Annotated in this window: 25 protein-coding genes; 7 read left to right on the plus strand and 18 right to left on the minus strand. The window is 64.7% G+C overall.

The annotated features are described in order from the left end of the window. Window positions 1–115 precede the first annotated feature (115 nt). Window positions 116–1,021, plus strand: a complete 906-nt coding sequence (locus V6M89_RS19945) for a LysR family transcriptional regulator (protein ID WP_332854806.1) — start codon at window positions 116–118, stop codon at window positions 1,019–1,021. 9 nt (window positions 1,022–1,030) lie between these two features. On the opposite strand, the gene V6M89_RS19950 is transcribed toward V6M89_RS19945, so the two are convergent. Then, complete coding sequence (locus V6M89_RS19950; RefSeq protein ID WP_332854807.1) at window positions 1,031–1,930, minus strand: DMT family transporter; 900 nt, start codon at window positions 1,928–1,930, stop codon at window positions 1,031–1,033. 147 nt (window positions 1,931–2,077) lie between these two features. Here V6M89_RS19950 and V6M89_RS19955 point away from each other — a divergent pair, with 147 nt between their 5' ends. From V6M89_RS19955 to panC, 3 genes are read left to right on the plus strand one after another with little or no spacing between them, the layout of a single operon-like run. Then, window positions 2,078–2,287: a DUF3460 family protein gene (locus V6M89_RS19955; RefSeq protein ID WP_008450053.1), complete on the plus strand. Its 210-nt coding sequence runs from the start codon at window positions 2,078–2,080 to the stop codon at window positions 2,285–2,287. 17 nt (window positions 2,288–2,304) lie between these two features. Next, window positions 2,305–3,213: a segregation and condensation protein A gene (locus V6M89_RS19960; RefSeq protein ID WP_332854808.1), complete on the plus strand. Its 909-nt coding sequence runs from the start codon at window positions 2,305–2,307 to the stop codon at window positions 3,211–3,213. A 50-nt stretch (window positions 3,214–3,263) separates the two neighbouring features. Then, on the plus strand, window positions 3,264–4,103 hold the full coding sequence (gene panC / locus V6M89_RS19965; protein ID WP_332854809.1) for a pantoate--beta-alanine ligase: 840 nt from the start codon (window positions 3,264–3,266) through the stop codon (window positions 4,101–4,103). Here the strand turns inward: panC and V6M89_RS19970 are convergent. The 17 genes from V6M89_RS19970 to flhD all read right to left on the minus strand — a co-directional run bounded on the left by V6M89_RS19970 (window position 4,100) and on the right by flhD (window position 19,093). Further along, on the minus strand, window positions 4,100–4,591 hold the full coding sequence (locus tag V6M89_RS19970; protein ID WP_332854810.1) for a hypothetical protein: 492 nt from the start codon (window positions 4,589–4,591) through the stop codon (window positions 4,100–4,102). The genes panC and V6M89_RS19970 overlap by 4 nt on opposite strands. A 63-nt stretch (window positions 4,592–4,654) precedes the next feature. After that, entirely contained in the window at window positions 4,655–5,863 is a 1,209-nt protein-coding gene (locus tag V6M89_RS19975) for an EAL and HDOD domain-containing protein (RefSeq protein WP_332854811.1), read from the minus strand. Between the two features lie 45 nt (window positions 5,864–5,908). Further along, on the minus strand, window positions 5,909–6,556 hold the full coding sequence (gene cheZ, locus V6M89_RS19980) for a protein phosphatase CheZ (protein WP_332854812.1): 648 nt from the start codon (window positions 6,554–6,556) through the stop codon (window positions 5,909–5,911). Then, entirely contained in the window at window positions 6,556–6,945 is a 390-nt protein-coding gene (gene cheY / locus V6M89_RS19985; RefSeq protein ID WP_008450066.1) for a chemotaxis response regulator CheY, read from the minus strand. Before cheY ends, cheZ begins: the two co-directional genes overlap by 1 nt. A 124-nt stretch (window positions 6,946–7,069) precedes the next feature. Continuing rightward, window positions 7,070–8,149 carry a protein-glutamate methylesterase/protein-glutamine glutaminase gene (locus V6M89_RS19990; protein ID WP_332854813.1) on the minus strand — a complete coding sequence of 360 codons (1,080 nt, stop codon included), beginning with the start codon at window positions 8,147–8,149 and terminating at the stop codon, window positions 7,070–7,072. 50 nt (window positions 8,150–8,199) lie between these two features. Next, on the minus strand, window positions 8,200–8,799 hold the full coding sequence (gene cheD / locus V6M89_RS19995) for a chemoreceptor glutamine deamidase CheD (RefSeq protein ID WP_020702289.1): 600 nt from the start codon (window positions 8,797–8,799) through the stop codon (window positions 8,200–8,202). Window positions 8,800–8,808: 9 nt separating this feature from the next. Beyond that, window positions 8,809–9,678, minus strand: a complete 870-nt coding sequence (locus V6M89_RS20000) for a CheR family methyltransferase (protein WP_332854814.1) — start codon at window positions 9,676–9,678, stop codon at window positions 8,809–8,811. 116 nt (window positions 9,679–9,794) lie between these two features. Further along, a complete protein-coding gene (locus V6M89_RS20005; protein WP_332854815.1) occupies window positions 9,795–11,516 on the minus strand; it encodes a methyl-accepting chemotaxis protein in 1,722 nt (573 codons plus the stop codon). Window positions 11,517–11,640: 124 nt separating this feature from the next. After that, complete coding sequence (locus V6M89_RS20010; protein WP_020702286.1) at window positions 11,641–12,129, minus strand: chemotaxis protein CheW; 489 nt, start codon at window positions 12,127–12,129, stop codon at window positions 11,641–11,643. A 19-nt stretch (window positions 12,130–12,148) separates the two neighbouring features. Beyond that, a complete protein-coding gene (cheA, locus tag V6M89_RS20015; RefSeq protein WP_332854816.1) occupies window positions 12,149–14,350 on the minus strand; it encodes a chemotaxis protein CheA in 2,202 nt (733 codons plus the stop codon). 45 nt (window positions 14,351–14,395) lie between these two features. Continuing rightward, window positions 14,396–14,761 carry a response regulator gene (locus tag V6M89_RS20020; RefSeq protein ID WP_026334355.1) on the minus strand — a complete coding sequence of 122 codons (366 nt, stop codon included), beginning with the start codon at window positions 14,759–14,761 and terminating at the stop codon, window positions 14,396–14,398. Window positions 14,762–14,826: 65 nt separating this feature from the next. Continuing rightward, the gene (locus tag V6M89_RS20025) at window positions 14,827–15,375 is read right to left on the minus strand and encodes a chemotaxis protein (protein ID WP_332854817.1); all 549 of its coding nucleotides are present in this window, start codon (window positions 15,373–15,375) and stop codon (window positions 14,827–14,829) included. A 49-nt stretch (window positions 15,376–15,424) separates the two neighbouring features. Further along, complete coding sequence (gene motB / locus V6M89_RS20030) at window positions 15,425–16,378, minus strand: flagellar motor protein MotB (protein ID WP_332854818.1); 954 nt, start codon at window positions 16,376–16,378, stop codon at window positions 15,425–15,427. A 45-nt stretch (window positions 16,379–16,423) separates the two neighbouring features. Next, a complete protein-coding gene (gene motA, locus V6M89_RS20035) occupies window positions 16,424–17,284 on the minus strand; it encodes a flagellar motor stator protein MotA (protein WP_332854819.1) in 861 nt (286 codons plus the stop codon). A 131-nt stretch (window positions 17,285–17,415) separates the two neighbouring features. Then, on the minus strand, window positions 17,416–18,150 hold the full coding sequence (locus tag V6M89_RS20040; protein WP_332854894.1) for a class I SAM-dependent methyltransferase: 735 nt from the start codon (window positions 18,148–18,150) through the stop codon (window positions 17,416–17,418). 59 nt (window positions 18,151–18,209) lie between these two features. Beyond that, window positions 18,210–18,755: a flagellar transcriptional regulator FlhC gene (gene flhC / locus V6M89_RS20045; RefSeq protein ID WP_332854820.1), complete on the minus strand. Its 546-nt coding sequence runs from the start codon at window positions 18,753–18,755 to the stop codon at window positions 18,210–18,212. Window positions 18,756–18,775: 20 nt separating this feature from the next. Beyond that, window positions 18,776–19,093, minus strand: coding sequence for a flagellar transcriptional regulator FlhD (gene flhD, locus V6M89_RS20050; RefSeq protein WP_020702278.1), 318 nt, complete (start codon window positions 19,091–19,093; stop codon window positions 18,776–18,778). 600 nt (window positions 19,094–19,693) lie between these two features. Here flhD and kynU point away from each other — a divergent pair. From kynU to V6M89_RS20065, 3 genes are all read left to right on the plus strand, one after another. Beyond that, window positions 19,694–20,950, plus strand: coding sequence for a kynureninase (kynU, locus tag V6M89_RS20055; RefSeq protein WP_332854821.1), 1,257 nt, complete (start codon window positions 19,694–19,696; stop codon window positions 20,948–20,950). A gap of 29 nt (window positions 20,951–20,979) precedes the next feature. After that, complete coding sequence (gene kynA, locus V6M89_RS20060; protein WP_332854822.1) at window positions 20,980–21,873, plus strand: tryptophan 2,3-dioxygenase; 894 nt, start codon at window positions 20,980–20,982, stop codon at window positions 21,871–21,873. A gap of 92 nt (window positions 21,874–21,965) precedes the next feature. After that, window positions 21,966–22,511: an RBBP9/YdeN family alpha/beta hydrolase gene (locus V6M89_RS20065; RefSeq protein ID WP_332854823.1), complete on the plus strand. Its 546-nt coding sequence runs from the start codon at window positions 21,966–21,968 to the stop codon at window positions 22,509–22,511. The last annotated feature ends 5 nt before the right edge of the window (window positions 22,512–22,516 follow it).

Raw genomic sequence — 22,516 nt, forward strand, 5'->3', positions numbered from 1 at the left:
TCTCCTGCGAAGGTGAATAGTCTGGCCAGTATATTCAGCTGCAATCGTGCTGATAAGCTGGACAAAACCGGACACTAAGTTCACCCTAGGTGGACAATCACTCTCCGCACACGCCATGGCCGATTTAAGCACCGTCAACCTGAACCGCCTGATCACCTTCGTCGCCGTGGTGGACGCCGGCTCGCTGACGGCCGCCGCCGAGCGCCTGGGGCTGGCCAAGTCCATGGTCAGCAAGCATATGCAGCTGCTGGAGGCCGAGGTCGGCGTCGGCCTGCTGCTGCGCTCGACCCGCAAGCTGTCGCTGACCGAGGCCGGCCGCGACTTCTACGACGCCAGCCGGCAGCTGTTGCAGCAGGCCGAGCTGGCCATCGAGCAGGCCCGCAGCGGCCGCGCCGTCCCGCAGGGCACGCTGCGGGTGGCCGCGCCTATCGACTACGGGGTGATGGTGGTGGCGCCGGTGCTGTCGCAGTTGCGGCGGCGCTATCCGGCGCTGAAGGTGGAACTGGTGTGCGGCGACAGCCTGATCGACCTGATCGCCGAAGGCATCGACGTCACGGTGCGGCTGGGTAAGCTGGCCGATTCGGGCTATATGGCGGCGCGCGTCGGCCGCATGGTGCGCCTGCTGGTGGCCAGCCCGGACTTCGTGGCGCGGCACGGCATGCCGGAGCATCCGCAGGCGCTGGCCCAACTGCCCTACATCTCGCTGACGGTGCTGCGGCAGCCCAACAGCTTCATACTGGAGGACGGCGCCGGCCAGCACAGCGAAGTCCGGATGCGCAACATCGTGTTCTCGACCAACACCGCCACCGCCTGCCGCGCCGCCGCGCTGGCCGGCGACGGCCTGCTGCGCGCGACCTGGTTTTCGGTGCGGGAGGACCTGGCGGCAGGCCGGCTGGTGCGGCTGCTGCCGGACTGGTCGCTGCCGGAGGGCGACATCCACGCCGTGTTCCCGGCCACGCCGCACCTGCCGCAAAAGGTGCGCGTGTTCATCGACGCGCTCAAGCTGGCGGCCGGCGACTAGTGCTGGGGCTTAGCGCCGCGCCGACACCACGATGCCGCCGACGATCAGCGCAAACGCCGCCACGTGGTAGCCGTGCGGGGCCTCGCCCAGGAAGGCGGCCGACAGCACGGCGGTGAACAAGGGCGTCAGGTTGACGAAGAAGGCGCCAACCGACGGCCCCGCCGCCTGCACGCCCTCGCCCCAGCAGCGGAACGCGATCACGCCCGGCCCGACCGCGACATAGGCCAGCGCGGCCGCCAGGGTCCAGCTCCATTGCACCGGCATCGCGCCCAGCGCCTGCTCGCCCAGCGCGAAGCCGCCCGACCACAGCACGCCGAACGCCACCTGCGCCAGCAGGAAGCCGGCCCAGTCGGCGCGCAGCGCGGCCGGCTCGCGGGCGCGCGTCAGCAGCCAGCTGTACAGCGACCAGGCGATGGTGGCCAGGATCATGAACAGGTCGCCCGCCACCAGCCGCAGCGCCAGCAGATGCGCCCACTCGCCGCGCGCCAGCACCAGCAGCACGCCGGCGATCGACAGCACGGCGCCGGCCACCTGGCGCCGGCCGACCGGCACGCCGAAGAACAGCCAGCCGGTCAGCATCATCCACACCGGCATGCCGGAGGCCACCAGGGTGACGTTGATCGGCGTCGAGGTTTGCAGCGCCATGTACTGCAAGGTGTTGTACAGGCCGATGCCCAGCAGGCCCAGCAGCGCGTACTGCTTCCAGTAGCGCCACATGCCCGCCGCGCGCCCGAACACCGGTCCGGCCAGCGGCAGCAGGATGGCGCCCGCCAGCGCCCAGCGCAGGAAATTGAGCAGCACCGGCGGCAATTGGTCGTGCACCAGCCGGCCGACGATGGAATTGCCGGCCCATAGCAGCGGCGGCAGGGTCAGCAGGAATACGGTGCGGGGCGTCAGGCGGGTGCTCATGGGGCGTGTTTTTCGTGGTAACTGTGCAATATTGCCGCTTGAGCTTAGCCGATTCCGCCGTTTCTCGCTGGCCGCTAGCGATAGAATTGGCGTCCGGCCGCTGCGGCGCGGTAAAATAGCCGTTGCTGATCCACCCACTTAGAAAATATGAAACTCTCCAAACAACATTCGATGTACGAATCCGAGCACACCCTGTTCATCAAGGCGCTGAAGGAAAAGAATCCGGGCATGGAAGCTGGCCAGCAACAGGGCCGCGCCTTGCTGTGGGATCGTCCGCCGGTGTCGCTGGATGAGCAGGAGCGCCAGCTGAAATCGGCCATCAAGCAACAAGCTTACGTTTATCAGAACAAAGTCTAAGCACCGGGGCGGCAAGGATGTTGCCAGACGATACGGCTGAAGCCCAGCCAACCGTGGCCGACGACGGCATCGCCGAGGCGACGGCACTGCCGTCGGCGCAGCTGTCGCCCGAAGCCTTGAACGAGGCGGTCGCCGTGACCACCGAAGTAGCCGCCCTCGCCCGCCTGTACGGCGAGCCGCTGCTGAAGATGCCCAACGACCTGTACATCCCGCCCGACGCGCTGGAAATCTTCCTCGACGCCTTCGAAGGCCCGCTGGACTTGCTGCTCTACCTGATCCGCAAGCAAAACTTCAACATCCTCGACATCCCGATGGCGCAGCTGACGCTGCAATACCTGAAATATGTCGACCAGATCCGCCTGTCCAACCTGGAACTGGCCGCCGAGTACCTGCTGATGGCGGCCATGCTGATCGAGATCAAGTCGCGCATGCTGCTGCCGCAGCGCCAGTCCGAGCTCGACATCGAGAGCGACGACCCGCGCGCCGAGCTGGTGCGCCGCCTGCTGGAATACGAGCAAATCAAGCTGGCCGCCTACGACCTGAACACGATCCCGCAGCTGGACCGCGATTTCGTCCGCACCCAGATCTTCATCGAGCAAAGCCTGGTGCCGGCCTGGCCGGAGGTCGAGGCGATCGACCTGCAGCAAGCCTGGCTGGACGTGATGAAGCGCGCCAAGCTGACCCAGCACCACAAGATCAGCCGCGAGGAACTGTCGGTGCGCGAGCACATGACCGGCATCCTGCGGCGCCTGCAATCGAGCCGCTTCGTCGAGTTCGCCGACCTGTTCGACATCGCCGGCGGCGTGCCGGTGGTGGTGGTGAACTTCGTCGCGCTGCTGGAGCTGGCCAAGGAAACGCTGATCGAAATTACCCAGGCCGAGCCGTTCGCGCCCATCTACGTGCGGCTGGCGTACTCGCCGGCCTGAGCCCCCACCCGCATCCACCCTATTCCCATTACGCCCAGAGCGACCACGTCATGAAAATCGTCACCTCCATAGAAGAACTGCGCGACCAACTCAGCGGCCAACTGCGCACCGCTTTCGTCCCGACCATGGGCAACCTGCACGAAGGCCACCTGTCGCTGATGCGCCTGGCGCGCAAGCACGGCGACCCGGTGGTGGCGTCGATCTTCGTCAACCGCCTGCAGTTCGGCCCGAACGAAGACTTCGACAAATACCCGCGCACCTTCCAGGCCGACGTCGAGAAGCTGGAGAAGGAAGGCGTGTACGTGCTGTTCGCGCCGACCGAGAAAGACCTGTATCCGGAGCCGCAGGAATTCCGCGTGCGTCCGCCCGATGACCTGGGCAACACGCTGGAGGGCGAGTTCCGCCCCGGCTTCTTCACCGGCGTCACCACCGTGGTGCTCAAGCTGTTCTCCTGCGTGCAGCCGCGCGTGGCGGTGTTCGGCAAGAAGGATTACCAGCAGCTGATGATCGTGCGTAACATGAGCCGCCAGTTCGCGCTGCCGACCGAGATCATCGCCGCCGAGACCTGGCGCGCCGACGACGGCCTGGCGCTGTCGTCGCGCAATATGTATCTGTCGCCGGCCGAGCGCGCCGAGGCGCCGGCCCTGTACCAGAGCCTGAACTCGGTCGCGGCCGAAGTGCGCGCCGGCCACCTGGACGTGTTCCAGCTGGAGCACAAGGCGATGGACGACCTGGCCCAGCGCGGCTGGCAGCCGGACTATATCTCGATCCGCCGCCGCATCGACCTGCAACCGCCTAGCGCCGGCGACCTGGCGCAAGGCACGCCGCTGGTGGTGCTGGCGGCCGCCAAGCTGGGTTCGACCCGCTTGATCGACAATCTGGAGATTTAAGGCTGGGGCTTGGGCGGCGCCACAGGCGCCGCCGGCACGACGCTGATGCCCTGCGGCGGCAACTGGATGATCAAGGCCGGCGGGGCGGCGGCCGGCGCCGCCACTGGCTGCGCCTTGGGAATGGCGTTGTTCAGCACGAAACTCATCACCGTGACGACGATGGTGATCCCGGCAGCCAGCACGCCCACCATCCATTTGACCATCTGCGAGGTAGCCCGCTCGAAGGCGCTTTCGATCCTGGCCTCCAGCGCAGCGCGCATCTCCACCATCATCGCGATGATGGCTTCAAGCTTGGCGTCGGTGGCGTCGAAGCGGGCGTTGACAGCGTCGAAGCGGGCATCGACAGCACCGAAACGGGCGTCGACAGCGCCGAACTTGGTGTCGACAGCGCCGAACTTGGTGTCCACCTTGCTATCGGCAGCAGCCAGCCTGGCGTCGTAACTTTCCACCTTGGCGTCGATATAATCTTTGTCGGAATTCGAGTTCATACGCCGATAATCCGCCCGCCATCCCGCCCTGTCAACGCCCGCACGGGCGCCGCTTGAGACTGGTCAGGCGGCGACGTTTTGCGCCCAGGCCAGCGCCGACAGGTGGGCTTTGTTGACGTCTTCCGGGCTCAGCTTGAGGGAGGCGGCCAGCGAGGCCACCAGGTCGGAATTGAGTTCGCAGGCCTCGGCCAGCGCCAGGTACGGCCCGTACTTGCCGCTGCGCGTCAGCAGCGCGGCCACCACGTCGTCGGACAGCTGGATGTTGGCCAGCACCTCTTCCATGGCGATGCCCAGCAGCCGGTCCAGCAGCGAGAACATGCCCGCCACGAAGACGTTTTCCGCCTCGCTCTTGCCCAGCGCCGCCAGCGCCAGCAGCTCGGCCAGGCGGCCGCGCACCACCGCCGTCTCCAGCAGCACCGGCGAATAGCCCGAGGTGCTGGCCGTGGCCAGCAGCAAGGTCAGCCAGCGGTACAGCGGCGTGTAGCCCAGCAGGGTCAGCGCCTGCTTGAGCGACTGGATCTCGCGCCCGGCGCCGAAGCCGGCCGAGTTGATGAAGCGCAGCAGCTTGTACGACAGCGTGGCGTCGCGCTTGAGCACCGCCTCCAGCTGCGGCAGGTCGGCGTTCTGCCGCACCATCTGCATCAGCTGCATGATGATGGTCTGGGCCGGGTTCATGCCCTTGCTGTCGCTGCTGGGGCGCGGCGTCAGGTGCAGCTTGCCGACGAAGGCGTTCAGGCCGAGCGCGGCGCAGGCGTCGAAGTCGGCCCAGTTGCTGACCGGGCGCGCCACCATCGCCACCGTCGACTGCTTCAGCGCCGCGTAGGCGCGCGCCTGGCTGCCGACGTCGGCGCCGGAAAAGCGCACTTCCACATACGAGGCGATGGTCGGCAGGCGGGCGCCGATGCGGGCCAGGTCGGCGTCGCGCAGCAGGATGCCGACGCCGCCGGCGCGCAAGGCTTGCACGGCGGTCAAGGTGTCGGGCCGGGCCAGTTCGGAGGTTTTGATCGAGAGGACGGTGCGTTCCGGCGGCAGCTGGTGCAGCGCGTCGGTCGACAGCATGGCCGGCACCGCTTCGAGGAACAGGGTCTTGTCGCGCAGCAGCCAGTTGTCGTCGCCGTCGACCATCTGGCCGGCGACGAAGGCCACCAGCGCTTCCAGCGCGGCCGGGGTGGACGGCGCCTCGCCCTGCCGCTGCCAGCAGAGTTCATACCCAACCACACGCTGCTTGGGATCGAGCAGCGGCTCACGGACGAGGAAATTGGTTTGATGCATGATGCTCGTATCGGAGTAGGCCCGCGGCGAACGGGCCGGTACAGATCAGAAGCCCAGACTATCCAGCAAGTCGTCCACCTGCTCCTGGTCAGCCACCACGTTCTCGCGGGTCGGATCGATTTGTGGTCCGTTCAGCAAGCCGTTGTCGATTTCCTTCTTCATCTGTTCGGGCGCAAAGTCGATCAGCATCTGCACCAGCTGCTTTTCGAGGTTTTGCGCGATCGACGTGACCTTCTTGATCACCTGTCCAGTCAGATCCTGGAAGTCCTGCGCCATCATGATGTCCATCAGATGCGCCTTGGTCTGCGAGGTCCCGGCCGATGCGCCGTCCAGCGCGGCGATGGTCTGCTGCGCCAGCGCGCGCCATTGTTCGTCCGAGGCGCCGGCCGCCAGCAGGCCGTTCCACGAGGCGCTCAATTGCTTGGCGTCGCCGCCGATCTGGTCCTGCAAGGGACTGGCGGCGTCGGTGGCGTTCAACACTTTCTGCGCCGCGTCTTCGCTGAGGCGAGCGACATAATCGAGCCGGTCGCGCGCGTCCGGGATGTCCGACGCCGCTTTCTCGATCAATTTATCCAGGCCCAGGCCGCGCAGGCTTTCATGCAAGGCGCGCGTCATGTGACCGATGCGCGACAAAAACTCTTCATTCGGCTCCACCGCAGCCGCGATGGCGCCGCTTTGTTGCTCAACCATCATCAAGCTCCGAGCTTCTCGAAGATCTTGTTCAGTTTTTCATCCAGCGTTGCAGCGGTGAACGGCTTGACCACGTAGCCGTTGGCGCCGGCCTGGGCCGCCGCGATGATGTTTTCCTTCTTGGCTTCGGCGGTCACCATCAGCACCGGCAGCTTGGCCAGCGCGGGATCGGCACGAATGTTCTGCAACATGGTCAGACCGTCCATATTCGGCATGTTCCAGTCGGACACGACGAAGTCGAACGATTCGGCACGCAGCTTGGCCAGCGCCATCACGCCGTCTTCCGCCTCGTCGACATTGGCATAACCCAGTTCTTTTAACAGATTCCGGACAATGCGGCGCATCGTCGAAAAATCGTCAACGACTAAAAATTTCATCTTTGGATCAGCCATGAATTACTCCGTTGTTTCTCTACGCGGTGGTTGTTAATAAGTTCTACGTGCCAGCAAGTTGTAGGATAGCATTTTCGTTGCTTTAAGGCGAACAAAGTAGCAGTAAAACGTCACACTTGACGATTTAAACCCGTAATGCGCGCATGCCGTGGGCCGCCAGGTAGCCCAGCACCATGCCGGGCAAGGCTTGCAAGGCCCCCACTTCGTGGGCGGCGCCGATCGCGATCGCCTCGCGCGGCATGCCGAACACCACGCAGCTGGCCTCGTCCTGGGCGAAATTATACGCCCCCGCCCCCTTCATCTCCAGCATGCCGGCCGCGCCGTCCTTGCCCATCCCGGTCAGGATCACGCCGACCGCGTTCTTGCCGGCGCACTGGGCGGCCGAACGGAACAGCACGTCGACCGAGGGCCGGTGGCGATTGACCGGCTCGGCCTGGTCGATCTTGGTCATGTAGTTGGCGCCGCTGCGGGTCAGGTACAGGTGCGAGTGGCCGGGCGCGATGTAGGCGTGGCCGGGCAGCACCCGCTCGTTGCCGGCCGCTTCCTGCACCGAGATCTTGCACAGCGAGTCGAGCCGCTTGGCGAACGAGCGGGTAAACCCTTCCGGCATGTGCTGGGTGATCAGGATGCCGGGACAGTCGGACGGCATCTGCATCAGGAATTCGCGGATCGCCTCGGTGCCGCCGGTGGAGGCGCCGATGATGATCAGTTTTTCCGACGATGTCAGCGGATTGCGCAGCTGCGGCAGCTGGGTTTGGCCCTGCTGGCCTTCGGCGCCCGGCTGCGGCAGGGTGCGGGCCCGCACCCGCGCCTTGGAGGCGGCGCGGATCTTGTCGGTGATCAGCTCGGTGTACTCGCGCATGCCGGCCTGGATCGAGATCTTCGGCTTGGTGACGAAGTCGACCGCGCCCAGTTCCAGCGCGCGCATGGTGATCTCCGAGCCGCGCTCGGTCAGCGAGGACACCATCACCACCGGCATCGGCCGCAGCCGCATCAGCTTTTCCAGGAAATCGAGGCCGTCCATCTTCGGCATCTCGACGTCCAGGGTCAGCACGTCGGGGTTGGTTTGTTTGATCAGCTCGCGCGCGACCAGCGGATCGGGGGCCACGCCCACCACTTCCATGTCGGGCTGGCTGTTGATGATCTCGCTCATCACGCTGCGGATCAGCGCGGAGTCGTCGACGATCAGGACTTTGATCTTCATAAAACGCTACTTTCCGGGCAAAAGGCCCTGACTACACTTGCAATAATAGGTCAAAACAGGTCGATCTCGCCGCCCACCGGCGCCTTCTTCAGGCGGCTGGCGTACTCGATCTCGCGCTTGGCCAAGGTGTCGTTGTGGGTCTGCATCAGCTTCTTGACCAGCACCTTGCCGCTGCGCGGGAAGAAATACACCTTGCGCGGGTGGATGTCGTTCAAGTCTTCGGCCACCACGCGGATTTTCTCGACCTTGAGGAAGTTCAGCACGAAGGCGGCGTTGCGTTCGCCGACGTTGATGGCGGTGAAACCTTTCAGCACCGCGCCGCCGCCGAACACCTTGGCCTCCATGTTCTCGCGCTTGGCGCCGGCCTTGAGCAAATCGTTGATCAGGATTTCCATCGCATAGGTGCCGTAGCGGGCCGAGGCCGACACCGGGCTGTTGGTGTCGCTGCCGCCGTCGGGCAGCATGAAGTGGTTCATGCCGCCCAGGCCGGTGACCCTGTCGCGGATGCAGGCCGACACGCAGGAGCCGAGCACGGTGACGATCAACATGTCCTTGTTGGTGAAGTAATACTCGCCCGGCAGGATCTTGGCGGCTTCACAGTCGAACGTTCTATCGAAATATACGTTCGTGGCAAATTGTTCGAGGTCCATGTTTTACTCTCATGTGCGTTGCGTTGCTTTGAGGGCAGCGCCACGGTGTTGTTCGTCCAGCTCATACACCGTCTTGCCGCGTAGTTTGAGCGACTCCGACACGTAGAGGAAATTCTCCGAATGGCCCGCGAACAGCAAGGCGTCCGGTTTCATCAATGGGACAAAGCGGGACAGGATTTTACGCTGGGTGGCCTTGTCGAAGTAAATCATGACGTTGCGGCAAAAGATCACGTCGAACTGCCCGCTCAGCGGCCAGCCGTCGGCCAGCAGGTTGAGCGGCTTGAAGGTGATCATATTGCGCAGCTCGGGCCGCACGCGGGCCATGCCCTCGCGGTCGCCCTTGCCTTTCAGGAAAAAGCGGCGCGAGCGCTCGGGCGACATCTTGTCCAGCCGGTCCATCGTGTAGACGCCGTTGGCTGCCGTGGCCAGCACATTGGTGTCGATGTCGGTGGCGATGATGTGGCAGTTGGGCGTGAGCGTGTTGAACGCTTCGCACACGGTCATGGCGATCGAGTACGGCTCTTCGCCGGTCGAGCTGGCCGAGCACCAGATGGTGATCGGCTCGCGCTTGTGCTTGATGTGCTCGGCCAGCAGCGGAAAGTGGTGCGCCTCGCGGAAGAACGAGGTCAGGTTGGTGGTCAGCGCGTTGGTGAACGACTCCCATTCCTCGCCCAGGCGGCCGGCCTCGAGGTCGTCCAGGTACTTGCCGAACGAGTCGATGCCGGTGGCGCGCAAACGCCGCGCCAGGCGGCTGTACACCATCTCTTGCTTGCTGTCGGCCAGCGAGATGCCGGCCCGTTTGTAGATCAGGCCGCGGACGCGTTCGAAGTCCTTGGCGTTGAAATCAAACTCTTTGACGGTGTCTTTGGTTTGCGGCATATGTTAAACCTCTTATCTGTAACTACTAACAATGCCCGCAGCGCCGTCATTCCCGCGCAGGCGGGAATCCATGCTGAGTATGGGTTCCCGCCTGCGCGGGAACGACGTTGCAACGCTTAGAACTCTTCCCACTCCTCGCCGGCGGACGGCGCGGCGCTGGCCAGCTTCTTGGGCGCGGCCGGCTTGGCGGCGGCCACCGCCGGACGCGCGGGCGCGGTCGGACGGGCACTGACCTTGGCCGCCGGACGGGCCGCCGGGGCGGCCGCGCGGGCGGCCGGACGGCGGGCGTCGTCCTGGTTCAGCTTGAAGATGCTGACCGCCTGCGCCAGCATCTCGGCCTGTTCCTGCATGCTCTCGGCGGCCGCGGCCGCCTCTTCCACCAGCGCGGCGTTCTGCTGGGTCATCTCGTCCATCTGGGTGATGGCCTGGTTGACTTCCTCGATGCCGTTGCTCTGTTCCTGGGTGGCGGCGGTGATCTCGCCCATGATGTCGGCCACCTGGCGGATCGACGTGACGATCAGGTCCATGGTCTGGCCGGCCTCGTCGACCAGCTTGCTGCCGGCGTCGACCTTGTTGACCGAGTCGCCGATCAGTTCCTTGATTTCCTTGGCGGCGCCGGCCGAGCGCTGCGCCAGGTTGCGCACCTCGGAGGCGACCACCGCGAAACCGCGGCCCTGCTCGCCCGCACGCGCCGCCTCGACGGCGGCGTTCAGCGCCAGGATGTTGGTCTGGAACGCGATGCCGTCGATCACGCCGATGATGTCGACGATCTTGCTGGAGCTGGCCTTGATCGAGCCCATGGTCTCGACCACCTGCGACACCACGGTGCCGCCTTTTTCCGCCACCGACGAGGCGGTCACGGCCAGCTGGTTGGCCTGGCGGGCGTTGTCGGCGTTCTGCTTGACGGTGGAGGTCAGTTCCTCCATCGACGAGGCGGTCTCTTCCAGCGAGCTGGCTTGCGACTCGGTGCGCGCCGACAGGTCGGCGTTGCCGGAGGCGATTTCCTGCGAGGCGGTCGAGATCAGCTCGGTGCCGGTGCGGACGTCGCCGACGGTCTTGGCCAGGCTGTCGTTCATATCCTTGAGCGCCTGCAGCAGTTCGCTGGTCTCGTCCTTGCCTTCGACGAACACCTGCGAGGTCAGCTCGCCGGCCGCCACTTTCTGCGCCACCTCGACCGCGCCCGACAGCGGCACGGTGATCGAGCGGGTGATGACGGCGGCGCAGACGATGCCGATCGCCACCGCGACCGCGCCCAGCACGAACAGCACCATCATCAGGCTGCGGTCGGCGGTGACCGAGCCGGCCATCACGTCCTTGGCGTTGGCCTGCTGCATGTCGACCAGCTTGTTGATCAGGGTCAGGGTCTGCTGGTTGAGCGGGTCGATGCGGCCGGAAATCACCTTGGCCGCGCCTTCGCTGTTAAACGCCAGCACCTGGCCGATGGCTTCCTTGAAGGCCTTGTCGACGTCGGCGTCCAGCGCGGCGATGTCGGCCAGCGACTTCTTCTCGGCGTCGTTCAAGCCGAGCGCCTTGAGGTCGGCCAGCGCCTTGTCGTAGCGGGCGCGCTGGTCCTTGACCTTCTGCTCTTCCTTCTGCATCAGGCTGACGTCCGACTGCAGGCCGATGTTGCGCATGGCGATGCCGGTCTCGAGCATCGAGCTCTTCATGGCGCCGGCCTGCAGGTTCTTGGCGGTCGATAATTCGAGCCCCTGGGTCAGCTTGCTCTTGTTGCTGTAGTTCAGGTAGTTGGTCATCAGGACCATCGCCACCAGGATCGCCAGAATGCTGCCGAAGCCGATGCGCAGCCGCGCGCCAATTTTGAAATCACGTAAGTTCATGTTGTTTTCTCCCCTATGCTGTCTGTTCTATTGTCCGCCGGGTACGGCCTGCGGACCCCGTTATCGTGTAGGTAGTGGCGCGCACTCTGTTGGGCGCTGCCGTGCTGCGCTGCCGCGGCGTGGTTCAGGCCGCGATCTGTTCCATCAAGCCCATCTCGGCGCTCGACATCAGCTTGTCGATGTTCACCAGGATCAGCATACGCTCATCAATGGTGCCCAGTCCAATCATGTAGTCGGAGCTGAAGGCGGTGCCCATCTCCGGCGCCGGCTTGACCTGCTCGGGCGTGAGCGTGGTCACGTCCGACACCGAGTCGACCACCATGCCGACGATGCGGCCGCCGATGTTGAGGATGATGACCACGGTGAACTGGTCGTACACCGGCTCGCCAAGATTGAACTTGATGCGCATGTCGACCACCGGAATGATGATGCCGCGCAGGTTGATCACGCCCTTGATGAAGGCGGGGGCGTTGGCGATCCGGGTCACCGTTTCGTAACCGCGGATTTCCTGCACCTTGAGGATGTCGATGCCGTATTCCTCCGAACCGAGCGTGAACGCCAGGTATTCGTGGCCGGCGATCTCGTTGGCCCCGGTGGTTAGTACGTCTGCCATGATGGTTTCCTTGGTGGGATTAGCTAAAAATCTGTTCGTCAGCAAGCTGACGGGATGAGCGTATCAGGGCGGCGACATCGAGGATCAGCGACACGCCGCCATCGCCCAGGATGGTGGCGCCGGAGATGCCGGCCACCTTGCGGTAATTCGATTCCAGGTTCTTGACCACCACCTGCTGCTGGCCGACCAGGTCGTCGATGAACAGGCCGGCCTTGCGGCCGTCGGTCTCGATGATGACCACGATGCCCTGGCAGGGGTCGGTGAAGCGCGGGGCGATGCCGAACATCTGGTACAGCGGCACCAGCGGCAGGTATTCGCCGCGCACCTTGATCACCCGGCCCTTGCCGGAGATTTCCTTGACGTCTTCCGGCGCCGGCTGCAGCGATTCGATGACAAAGCCCAGCGGCAGGATGTAGACCTCCTCGCCGACCCGGATCGACATGCCGTCCAGGATCGCCAGCGTCAGCGGCAGCGAGATCGAGATGGTGGTGCCGAAGCCCTTGGCCGAGCGGATGTCGACCACCCCGCCCATCGCGGTGATATTCCGCTTGACCACGTCCATGCCGACCCCGCGGCCGGAGACGTCGGTCACCTGCTCGGCGGTCGAGAAGCCGGGCGCGAAGATCAGTTGCCAGACTTCGGCGTCGCTCATGTTCTCGTGCAGCGGCAGGCCGCTCTGCTCGGCCTTGGCCAGGATGCGCTCCCGGTTCAGGCCGCCGCCGTCGTCCGACACTTCGATGATGATGTTGCCGCCCTGGTGGGAGGCCGACAGGAACAGGCGGCCGGCGTCGCTCTTGCCGCCGGCGCGGCGCACCTCGGGCATCTCGATGCCGTGGTCGATCGAGTTGCGCACCAGGTGGGTCAGCGGATCGACGATGCGCTCGATCAGGCCCTTGTCCAGTTCGGTCGCGGCGCCGTTGGTGATGAAGTCGACCTTCTTGCCCAGCTTGGCCGCGAGGTCGCGCACCATGCGCGGGAAGCGCGAGAACACGAAGTCCATCGGCATCATGCGGATCGACATCACCGCTTCCTGCAGGTCGCGGGTGTTGCGGGTCAGCTGGCTCACGCTATTCAACAGGCGCTCGTGCACCATCGGGTCCAGCGTGTCGACGCGCTGCTCGATCATCGCTTGCGTGATGACCAGCTCGCCCACCAGGTTGATCAGCTGGTCGACCTTCTCGATCGACACGCGGATCGACGACGATTCGGCGCCGGGGCCAGCCCCGCCTCCGCCCTTCTCTTCCTTCTTGGCCGCTTTCTTTTCCTCGTCGGCGGCCTGCTGCTGCGCGGCCGGCGCCTCGATGACGATGCCGGCGGCGGCGCGGATCTGCTCGACCGGCTGGAAGAAGCCATAGCCCTGCGCGTCCTCGCTGCCGGCCTGGGCGGCCGCGCGGATCTCGTCGAGCGGCTGGAAGAAGCCGTAGCCGTCCGTCCCGCCGGCGGCGGCCGGGTGCAGCTCGGCCTCGTCGAAGAAGCCATAGCCCAGGTCCTTCTCGACCTTGGAGCGCTCGGCGTTTTCCAGCTTGGCCTGCTTGGCGTCGAGCGCCGGCAGCTCGGTCACCACCATGTCGTCCGGGTTCAGCACGAAGGAGCAGATGGCGATGATGTCGTCCAGGCTCTCGTGGGTGGTGACGAGCATGGCGTTGCGGTCCTTGTCGAGCGGCGTGATCGACACATGGCCCATCAGGCCCAGCTCGGCGCCCAGCGCGGTCACTTCGCGGTGCACCATGACCGGCAGTTCCAGCCGGTAGCGGCGCCCGCCGCTGTGGTCGACCGCCCTGGTCTCGGCCGCGTGGAACGACGGCGCCACGGCGGCCATGGCCGCCAGCGGCACGTCCTGCGCCAGCGACTGCAGCATCATGCGCACGTCGCCGACCGCGTCCTGGTCGACCGTGCTGCCGTGGCGGTGGCCGTCGAGCTGCATCTTGAGGATGTCCTTGGCCGCCAGGAAGGCGTCCACATGCTCCGAGGTCAGCGCCATCTCGCCCTTGCGGACGCGGTCCAGCAGGGTCTCGAGGATGTGGGTCACCTCGGTCATGTCGGTCACGCCGAACGTGGAGGCGCCGCCCTTGACGGAATGGGCGGTGCGGAAGATCGCGTTCAGGTCTTCGGCGTCCGGCTGCGCGACGTCGACCGCCAGCAGCAGGCGCTCCATTTCAGCCAGCAGCTCCTCGGCCTCATCGAAAAAGACCTGGAAGAACTGGCTTATATCGATGGTCATGGGGATACTCCGTAAGTTTCGCTCAGCTTCATTGCATGCGCCTTATCAGCCGATGACCTTCTTCACTACCTCGATGAGCCGCTGGGGATCGAAAGGCTTGACCAGCCAGCCGTTGGCGCCGGCGGCGCGGCCCTTGGCTTTCATCTCGTCGGACGATTCGGTGGTCAGCATCAGGATGGGGGTCTTCTGGTAGGTCGGCAGCTCGCGCAGCAGCTTGATCAGCTGCAAGCCGTCCATGCGCGGCATGTTCTGGTCGGTCAGCACCAGGTCGACGCTTTGCAGCTTGGCTTTTTCCAGGCCGTCCTGGCCGTCCACCGCTTCCACCACCAGGTAGCCGGCGGCCTTCAGGCTGAAGGCCACCATCTGGCGCAGGGAACTGGAATCATCAACTGCAAGTATTGTCTTGGCCATCTTTGCTCTCACTCATTAAATGCGGGACACGGGCCCCGTTTGTATCAATCGGCAGGTTGCGGCGTTCAGAATAATTCGATGTCGCCGCTCTCCAGGTGTTGTTGGCTGACGGCCTTGCGCAGCACGCTGCGCAGCTCCAGGCTCTGGATCGCCAGCGCCATGCTGACCTTGCCCAGCAGCGCGACGATTTCCTCGTTGTCGCTCTCGGGCAGCATCTCGGCGCCGTGCGCGCCCAGCGTGCCGAGGAATTCGCGCAGGCCGGTGACCCGCTTCAGGGTGCGGTCGAGCAGCTGGCTGGTCATGTCCTGGAACTGCAGGCTGGTGATGGCGGCGTTGACATAGCCGCCCACCTGGCCCTGCAGGGATTCCAGCTGGCTGCGCTGCTCGGGCGTGGCGGTGCCGCCGTCCAGCAGCAGCTGGATGGTGGCTTGCTCGGCCTCGACCGCCTGATGGATGGCCATGAAGTTGAAGGACAGCTTTTCGATCGCTTCCTCCAGCAGCAGGCCGGTCTGGATCAGATCGGTCTCGACTTCGGTCAAATGCTTGCGTCCGTGGTCAGACACGCCCGACAGCAGGCGTTTTACATGTGAGCCCAGGATTTTTTTTCTCGTCATAACAGTCTCGTTGTTCTGCGCTTGTCTTCCACTACTTCGTTACACCTGCTTACTTGCGCACCGGCGGTCCGGCCGGCGGCGCCTGCGCCGCGGCGGCGGCCGCCGCCGCCGCTTCCTCCGCGCCCACCTCCAGCTGGCGGGCGCCGTCGCGCATCACGTTTTCCTCGGTGCGCTTGTTCATCACGATGATGCTGATGCGGCGGTTGATCGGGTTGAACGGGTCGGCCTTGTCCAGGTGCGCGGCCGAGGCCAGCCCCACCACCCGCAGCACCTTGTTGTCGGCCATGCCGCCGGCGATCAGCTCGCGCCGCGAGGCGTTGGCGCGGTCGGCCGACAGTTCCCAGTTGCTGTAGCCGGCGTCGCTCAGGTAGGGCGTCGAGTCGGTATGGCCGGACAGGCCGATTCGATTCGGCACCTCGTTCAGCACGAAACCGATCTCGTGCAGGATCTCGCGCGTGTACGGTTGCAGCTCGGCCTTGGCCAGCGCGAACATCGGGCGGTTCTGCTCGTCGACGATCTGGATCCGCAAGCCTTCGCTGGTGATGTCGAGCAGCAGCTGCTCCTTGTATTTCTTCAGCAGCGGATTGGCCTCGATCTTGGCTTCGATCTTTTCCTTGAGCGCCTTCAGGCGCTGGTTTTCCTCGGCTTCCAGCGCGGCCTTGGCGGCGGTCAGGTTAAAGGTTTTCTTGATCTGCGGATCGTCGCTGGCCTTGACCTGGCCGTCGCGCCGCGTCAAGTCCTTGCCGCCGCCGGGGATCACCGAGGAGCTGTCGCCGCTGCCCGAGCCGCCCTGCAGCGCCACCTTGAGCGGGGTCTTGAAGTATTCGGAGATCCCGTTGAGGTCGCCCTTGGTGGTCGAGCCGAGCAGCCACATCAACAAGAAGAAGGCCATCATCGCCGTCACGAAGTCGGCGTACGCGATCTTCCAGGCGCCGCCATGGTGGCCGCCGCCGCCCTTCTTGATGCGCTTGACGATAATCGGCCGCAAGCCTTCTTCAGCCATGGCGATTCCTTATGGTTGCTGCGGCGCCGCCTGTCATGCGCGCGCTCACTTGGCCTTCGATTTCTTGATGTGGTCTTCCAGCTCGGCAAAGCTGGGGCGCTCGGTCGAGTACAAGACCTTGCGGCCGAACTCCACCGCCAGCGCCGGCGCATAGCCGTTCAGGCTGGCCAGCAGGGTGACCTTGACGCACTGGTACATCTTGGTCGATTCGTCCAGCTTTTGTTCCAGCAGGCTGGCCAGCGGGCCGACGAAGCCGTAGGCCAGCAGGATGCCGAGGAAGGTGCCGACCAGCGCGTGCGCGATCAGGATGCCCAGCTCGGCCGGCGGCAAGCCCACCGATTCCATCGTATGCACCACGCCCATCACCGCCGCCACGATGCCGAAGGCCGGCATGCCGTCGCCCAGCTTGGCCAGCGCGTGCGCCGGCACCGCGTGCTCGTGGTGGTGGGTCTCGATCTCGTTGTCCATCAGGTTCTCGATCTGGAACGCATCCATATTGCCAGACACCATCAGGCGCAGGTAGTCGGTCATGAACTCGACGATGTGATGGTCTTCCAGCACGCTGGGATACTTGCTGAACAGCGGGCTCTGCTCCGGGCTGTCGATATCGCCTTCGATCGACATCAAGCCTTCCTTGCGCACCTTGGAGAGCACGTCGAACAGCAGCGACATCAGCTCCATGTACAAGTCCTTGGTGTAGCGCGAGCCCTTGAACAGGGTCGGGATCGCGGCCAGCGTGGCCTTGATCGCCTTGGCGTTGTTGCCGACCAGGAAGGCGCCCAGCGCGCCGCCGCCGATCATCACCAGCTCCAGCGGCTGCAGCAGCGCGGCCAGATGCCCGCCATTCATGGCGAAGCCGCCGAACACGCCGACGCAGACCACTACATATCCGATTATGACTAACAAGTGCCCTGACTCCCCGGTATGAAATCGGCCGGCATCAACCCTAACAATCGCCCGATTTCAATAAATTTACATGTAGAACTACAATAGCGTGACTAGGGGGGAGCGGGCAAGTGATTAACGCGAAATGATGCTTAAAAGTACCATATGTAGAGCGCATCCTCAGCCTCTGTGGCGCGGATGGTCCGGTCGGGCGCACGGGCGTCGATAGCGAATTCGTAGCTGGCCAGCATGGCGCCGGGGCGCATCTCGGCCGCGGCCTTGCGCCACAGGCCGGCCATCGCGGCCGGCGACAGATAGGCGAACACCAGGTCGTAGCGGCCGAAGTCGAGGCGCTCGTAGTCGCCCAGGGTAAAGCGGGCGCGGCTGCCGCCGGCGGCGGCGCGCAGCCGGCTGAGCAGCCAGGGCAGCGGCGCCAGCTCGATGCCGCTGCATTCGGCGTCCGGCCGCTGGCGCGCCAGGTACAACACCAGGCCGCCCAGGCCGCTGCCGATGTCGATCACGCGCAGCGGCCGGCCGTCGGCCGCCGGCGGCGGCAGGACTTGACGTACCGCATCCCAGACCGCCGGGGTGGACGGGTAATACGGCACTTGCGTACGAAAAGTCGACCAATACCAGCCCAGCAACAGCAGGAACACCGCCAGGAACAGCCACGGCGGCAGCCGCAGCGCCTGCGCGGCCAGCAGCGCGGCCGGGAACAGCAGCTGGATCGCGCGCCACCACACGGCCAAGCCCAGCTTCCAGGTCAGGCCGGCCGCCAGCAAGCCCTGCACCACGGCCACGCTCCAATAGTCGACCGGCAAACGAAAACTGGCCATCATATAAATGATGGCCAGCGTCAGCGGCGCGGCGCCGCATTGGATCAGCAGCGCCCGCACGGCGGGCGCGCGGGCGATGCGCTTCAGGTAGGAGTCGGCAGCGGGTCGGCTCACGCGGCCAGGGCGTCGGCGTCGCGCGCCTTCTTGGTCTTGCCGGCGCGCGAAGGCATGTGACACAGGCCGCAGACATAGCTGCCGTTCAAGTCCATGCAGTTGACCACGAACTTGCCCTGGCATTTGCCGCACGGGGCCAGTTCCAGCATCTTGCCGCTGAAGAAGCGCACCAGGGTCCAGGCGCGCGTCAGCGACAGCAGCGGCTCCTCGCCCGCTTCCGGCGGCATTTGCTCCAGGTACAGCTTGTAGGCTTTCATGACCGCCTCGATGCCGGTGGCGCCGGCGTGCTCGGTCAGGAAACGATGGATATTGATGAACAGCGAGGAATGGATGTTCGGCTGCCAGGTCAGGAACCAGTCGGTGGAAAACGGCAGCATGCCCTTGGGCGGCGACACGCCCTTCAACTCCTTGTACAGCTTGAGCAGGCGTTCGCGCGACAGCGACACTTCCGATTCCAGCAGCTGCAGGCGCGCGCCCAGCTGGATCAGTTCGATGGCCAGCTGGATTTCCTGGGCTTCCGTCACTACGCTTTTCTTGGACATGATCGGCTCCGGCTGGGTGATCAGGCGATTTCTTCGACGGCCTGGCCGGCCATCAGGATGGCGGCGTGCGACTGGGCCAGCACGCGGTCTTTATTGTAGTTGGTCAGCATCGACAGGATGGCGCTGTCGTCGAAGCGGAAGCGGGCCAGCATCATGTTGCCGCCTGCCAGTTTCAGGATTTGCGCGTTGCTCATGCCTTCGATCAGCTCGGCGATGTCGGCGGCGATGCCAAGGCGGAAGATCGCGGTGACTTTGTCGGCGCGGATCATCTGCTGGGCCAACATCAGGTAGCTCAGGTTGGCGTCGCGAATTTCAGCCATCATATCGTTAGCGGTCATTTCCATCTCCTAGTCCGTTATCTGCACTGCGGAACACATTTGCGTTTCCAGTGAGATACATTCTGCGGGAGCAACAAAAATACGAGTAGAGGAGGTTCTCCGTATTTTCCGTCCGGAAATAGCGAACACGACCCGTCGGTGTTTGTCTGACAAACACTCGCAGATCGCTCATCCACGCCCTTGCGGCGTGGGCTTTTTAAGGTCCAAGATCTTCAAAAAAGTCCTGTCATGAAACGAAAAATAGTGCAGTTCAGCGACTCTTTTTTGCTACATCTAACCCGGTTACGGCAGCAATTCCAGGAACTTTAGGGTTCCGGTGAAAATAATTTGAATTATTTTCGACTCCTTCCTGCTGCCTGATGGCGCTTTTCCGCTCATCATGAAACTGGTAACGGCAGCGTTTTCGGGAACTTTAGGGTTTTTTTGAAAAAAATCGAAAATAATTTAAAAAAAGTCGCAAAGCCAGCAAACATGCGGGTTTGCAGGCACCCCGCCAGCCTGGGGTCTGACCCCGGACGGGGTCAGACCCCGGTTTTTCGGGTTACACTGGCAACTTATTGAAGCCTAAAGCATTCCACCACCTTGCAAGAAAGTTACATAATGACAACTCGCAACGACTGCCTGGGCCGCGACGCGCAAGATCCGCTCGCCGCCCTGCGCGACCAGTTCGACCTGCCCTCCAATGTGATTTATCTGGATGGCAACTCTTTAGGCGCCCGCCCCAAGGCCGCGCTGGCCCGCGCCCAGCAGGTGATCGCCCAGGAATGGGGCCATGATTTGATCCGCAGCTGGAACAGCGCCGGCTGGTTCGACCTGCCCAAGCGCTTGGGCAACCGCCTGGCCCCGCTGATCGGCGGCGCCGACGACGAAGTGGTGGTCACCGACACCACCTCGGTCAACCTGTTCAAGGCCTTGGCCGCCGCGCTGCACATGCAGGCCAGCGACCCGGCCCCGGCCACGGCCGGACGCCGCGTGATCGTCACCGAACGCTCCAACTTCCCCACCGACATCTATATGGCCCAGGGCCTGAGCGGCTGGCTGGAACGCGGCTACTCCGTCAAGCTGGTCGACAGCGTCGAAGAACTGCCGGCCGCCATCGGCGCCGACACCGCCGTCGTCATGCTCACCCACGTCAACTACCGCACCGGCTACCAGCACGACATGCGCGCCACCAGCGCGCTGGCCCACGCCGCCGGCGCCTTGATCGTCTGGGATCTGGCGCACTCGGCCGGCGCGGTGCCGGTCGACCTCAACGCCGACGGCGCCGACCTGGCCGTGGGCTGCACTTATAAATACCTGAACGGCGGCCCCGGCTCGCCGGCCTTCATCTGGGTGCCGCGCAAGCACCAGGCGCGCTTCCGCCAGCCGCTGTCGGGCTGGTGGGGCCACGCCGCGCCGTTCGCCATGGCGCCCGACTTCGCCCCCACCGACGGCATCGGCCGCGCGCTGTGCGGCACCCAGCCGGTGGTGTCGCTGGCGATGGTCGAGTGCGGCCTGGACGTGTTCGGCCAGACCAGCATGGCCGCCATCCGCGCCAAGTCGCTGGCGCTGACCGACCTGTTCATCGAACTGGTCGAGCAGCGCTGCGCTGATCATCCGCTGGGCCTGGTCACGCCGCGCGCGCACGCGCGCCGCGGCAGCCAGGTCAGCTTCACCCATCCGCACGGTTATGCGGTGATGTCGGCGCTGATCGCGCGCGGCGTCATCGGCGACTACCGCGAGCCGGCCATCATGCGCTTCGGCTTCACGCCGCTCTACACCAGCTACGCCGATGTCTGGGACGCGGTGGAAATCCTGCGCGACATCCTGGACCGCAAGGACTACAACGTCGACGCCAAGCGCGACGCCGTGACCTGAACGCGTCACCTGAAAACGAGATAAATAATATGAGCAATTCCAAAGACACCGCCAGCGGCTGCCCGATGCACGCCGCCGCGCCCGCCGCCGGCACCGGCTCAGATACGCAATGGCACGGCGCGCAAATGGACTTCAGCAACAAGATGAGCTACGGCGACTATCTGGGCCTGGACCAGATCCTCACCGCCCAGCATCCGCTGTCGCCCAACCACAACGAGATGCTGTTCATCGTCCAGCACCAGACCAGCGAACTGTGGATGAAGCTGATGCTGCACGAAATGCACGCGGTGCGCGCCCACCTGCAATCGGACGACCTGGCGCCGGCCTTCAAGATGCTGGCCCGCGTGGCCCGCATCATGGACCAGCTGGTGCACGCATGGGATGTGCTGGCCACGATGACGCCGCCTGAATACACGGCCATCCGCCCTTACCTGGGCGCGTCATCAGGCTTCCAGTCCTACCAGTACCGCGAGATCGAATTCATCCTCGGCAACAAGAACGCCGCCCTGCTCAACGTCCACACCACCGCACCGGACGCCTTTGCCGTGCTGGACAAGGCGCTGCGCGAGCCGTCGGTGTACGACGAGGCGATCAAGCTGCTGGCCCGCAACGGCCTGCCGGTATCCGCCGAGCGCCTCAACGCCGACTGGACCCTGCCGACCGCCTCGGACGAGTCCGTCAAGAACGCATGGCTGGAGGTCTACCGCGATCCATCCCGCCACTGGGCGCTGTACGAACTGGCCGAGAAGCTGGTCGACCTGGAGACCGCGTTCCGCTTCTGGCGCTTCCGCCACGTCACCACGGTCGAGCGCATCATCGGCTTCAAGACCGGCACCGGCGGCACGGCCGGCGTCAGCTACCTGCGCAAGATGCTGGACGTGGTGCTGTTCCCCGAACTGTTCGCCCTGCGCACCGCGCTCTGATTTGTACCAGCTTGCGCAAACTATCGCTGCCGGCAAAATCTTGTCGCTCTGCTGAAGTAAGATAAAGCCATCTTACTCAGCAAGGATCAAGCATGGACTACGAAGTACTGACCCTGGCCGGTCTGTGGAACTCCGGCCCCGCCCACTGGCAAACGCAATGGGAAGGCAATCACCCGGGCTGGGTCCGCGTGCCGCACCGCGACTGGGAAACGCCCGACCGCGACGACTGGGTGGCCGACCTCGAAGCCGCCATCGCCCGGTGCAAGCGCCCGCCGGTGCTGGCCGCGCACAGCCTGAGCTGCTCACTGGTGGGCCGCTGGGCCGCCTCCGGCTCGCCGCTGAAAATCGCCGGCGCCTTCCTGGTCGCCCCCAGCGACACCGACGCCCCCAGCTATCCCGACTGCACCACCGGCTTCCAGCCCATGCTGCTGGACCGCCTGCCCTTCCCCAGCCTGGTGATCGCCAGCAGCGACGACCAGTACGTCAGCCCGCAGCGCGCCCGCCAGTTCGCCCAAGCCTGGGGCAGCGACTACGTCGAGATCGGCAGCGCCGGCCACATCAACGGCGACGCCGGCTACGGCCCTTGGCCCGAAGGCGAACAAATGCTGCTGAATTTCTGCGCCAGATTGCAGCGTTGACGGAA

Source organism: Duganella sp. S19_KUP01_CR8 (genome assembly GCF_036688705.1).
Taxonomy (GTDB): domain Bacteria; phylum Pseudomonadota; class Gammaproteobacteria; order Burkholderiales; family Burkholderiaceae_D; genus Rugamonas.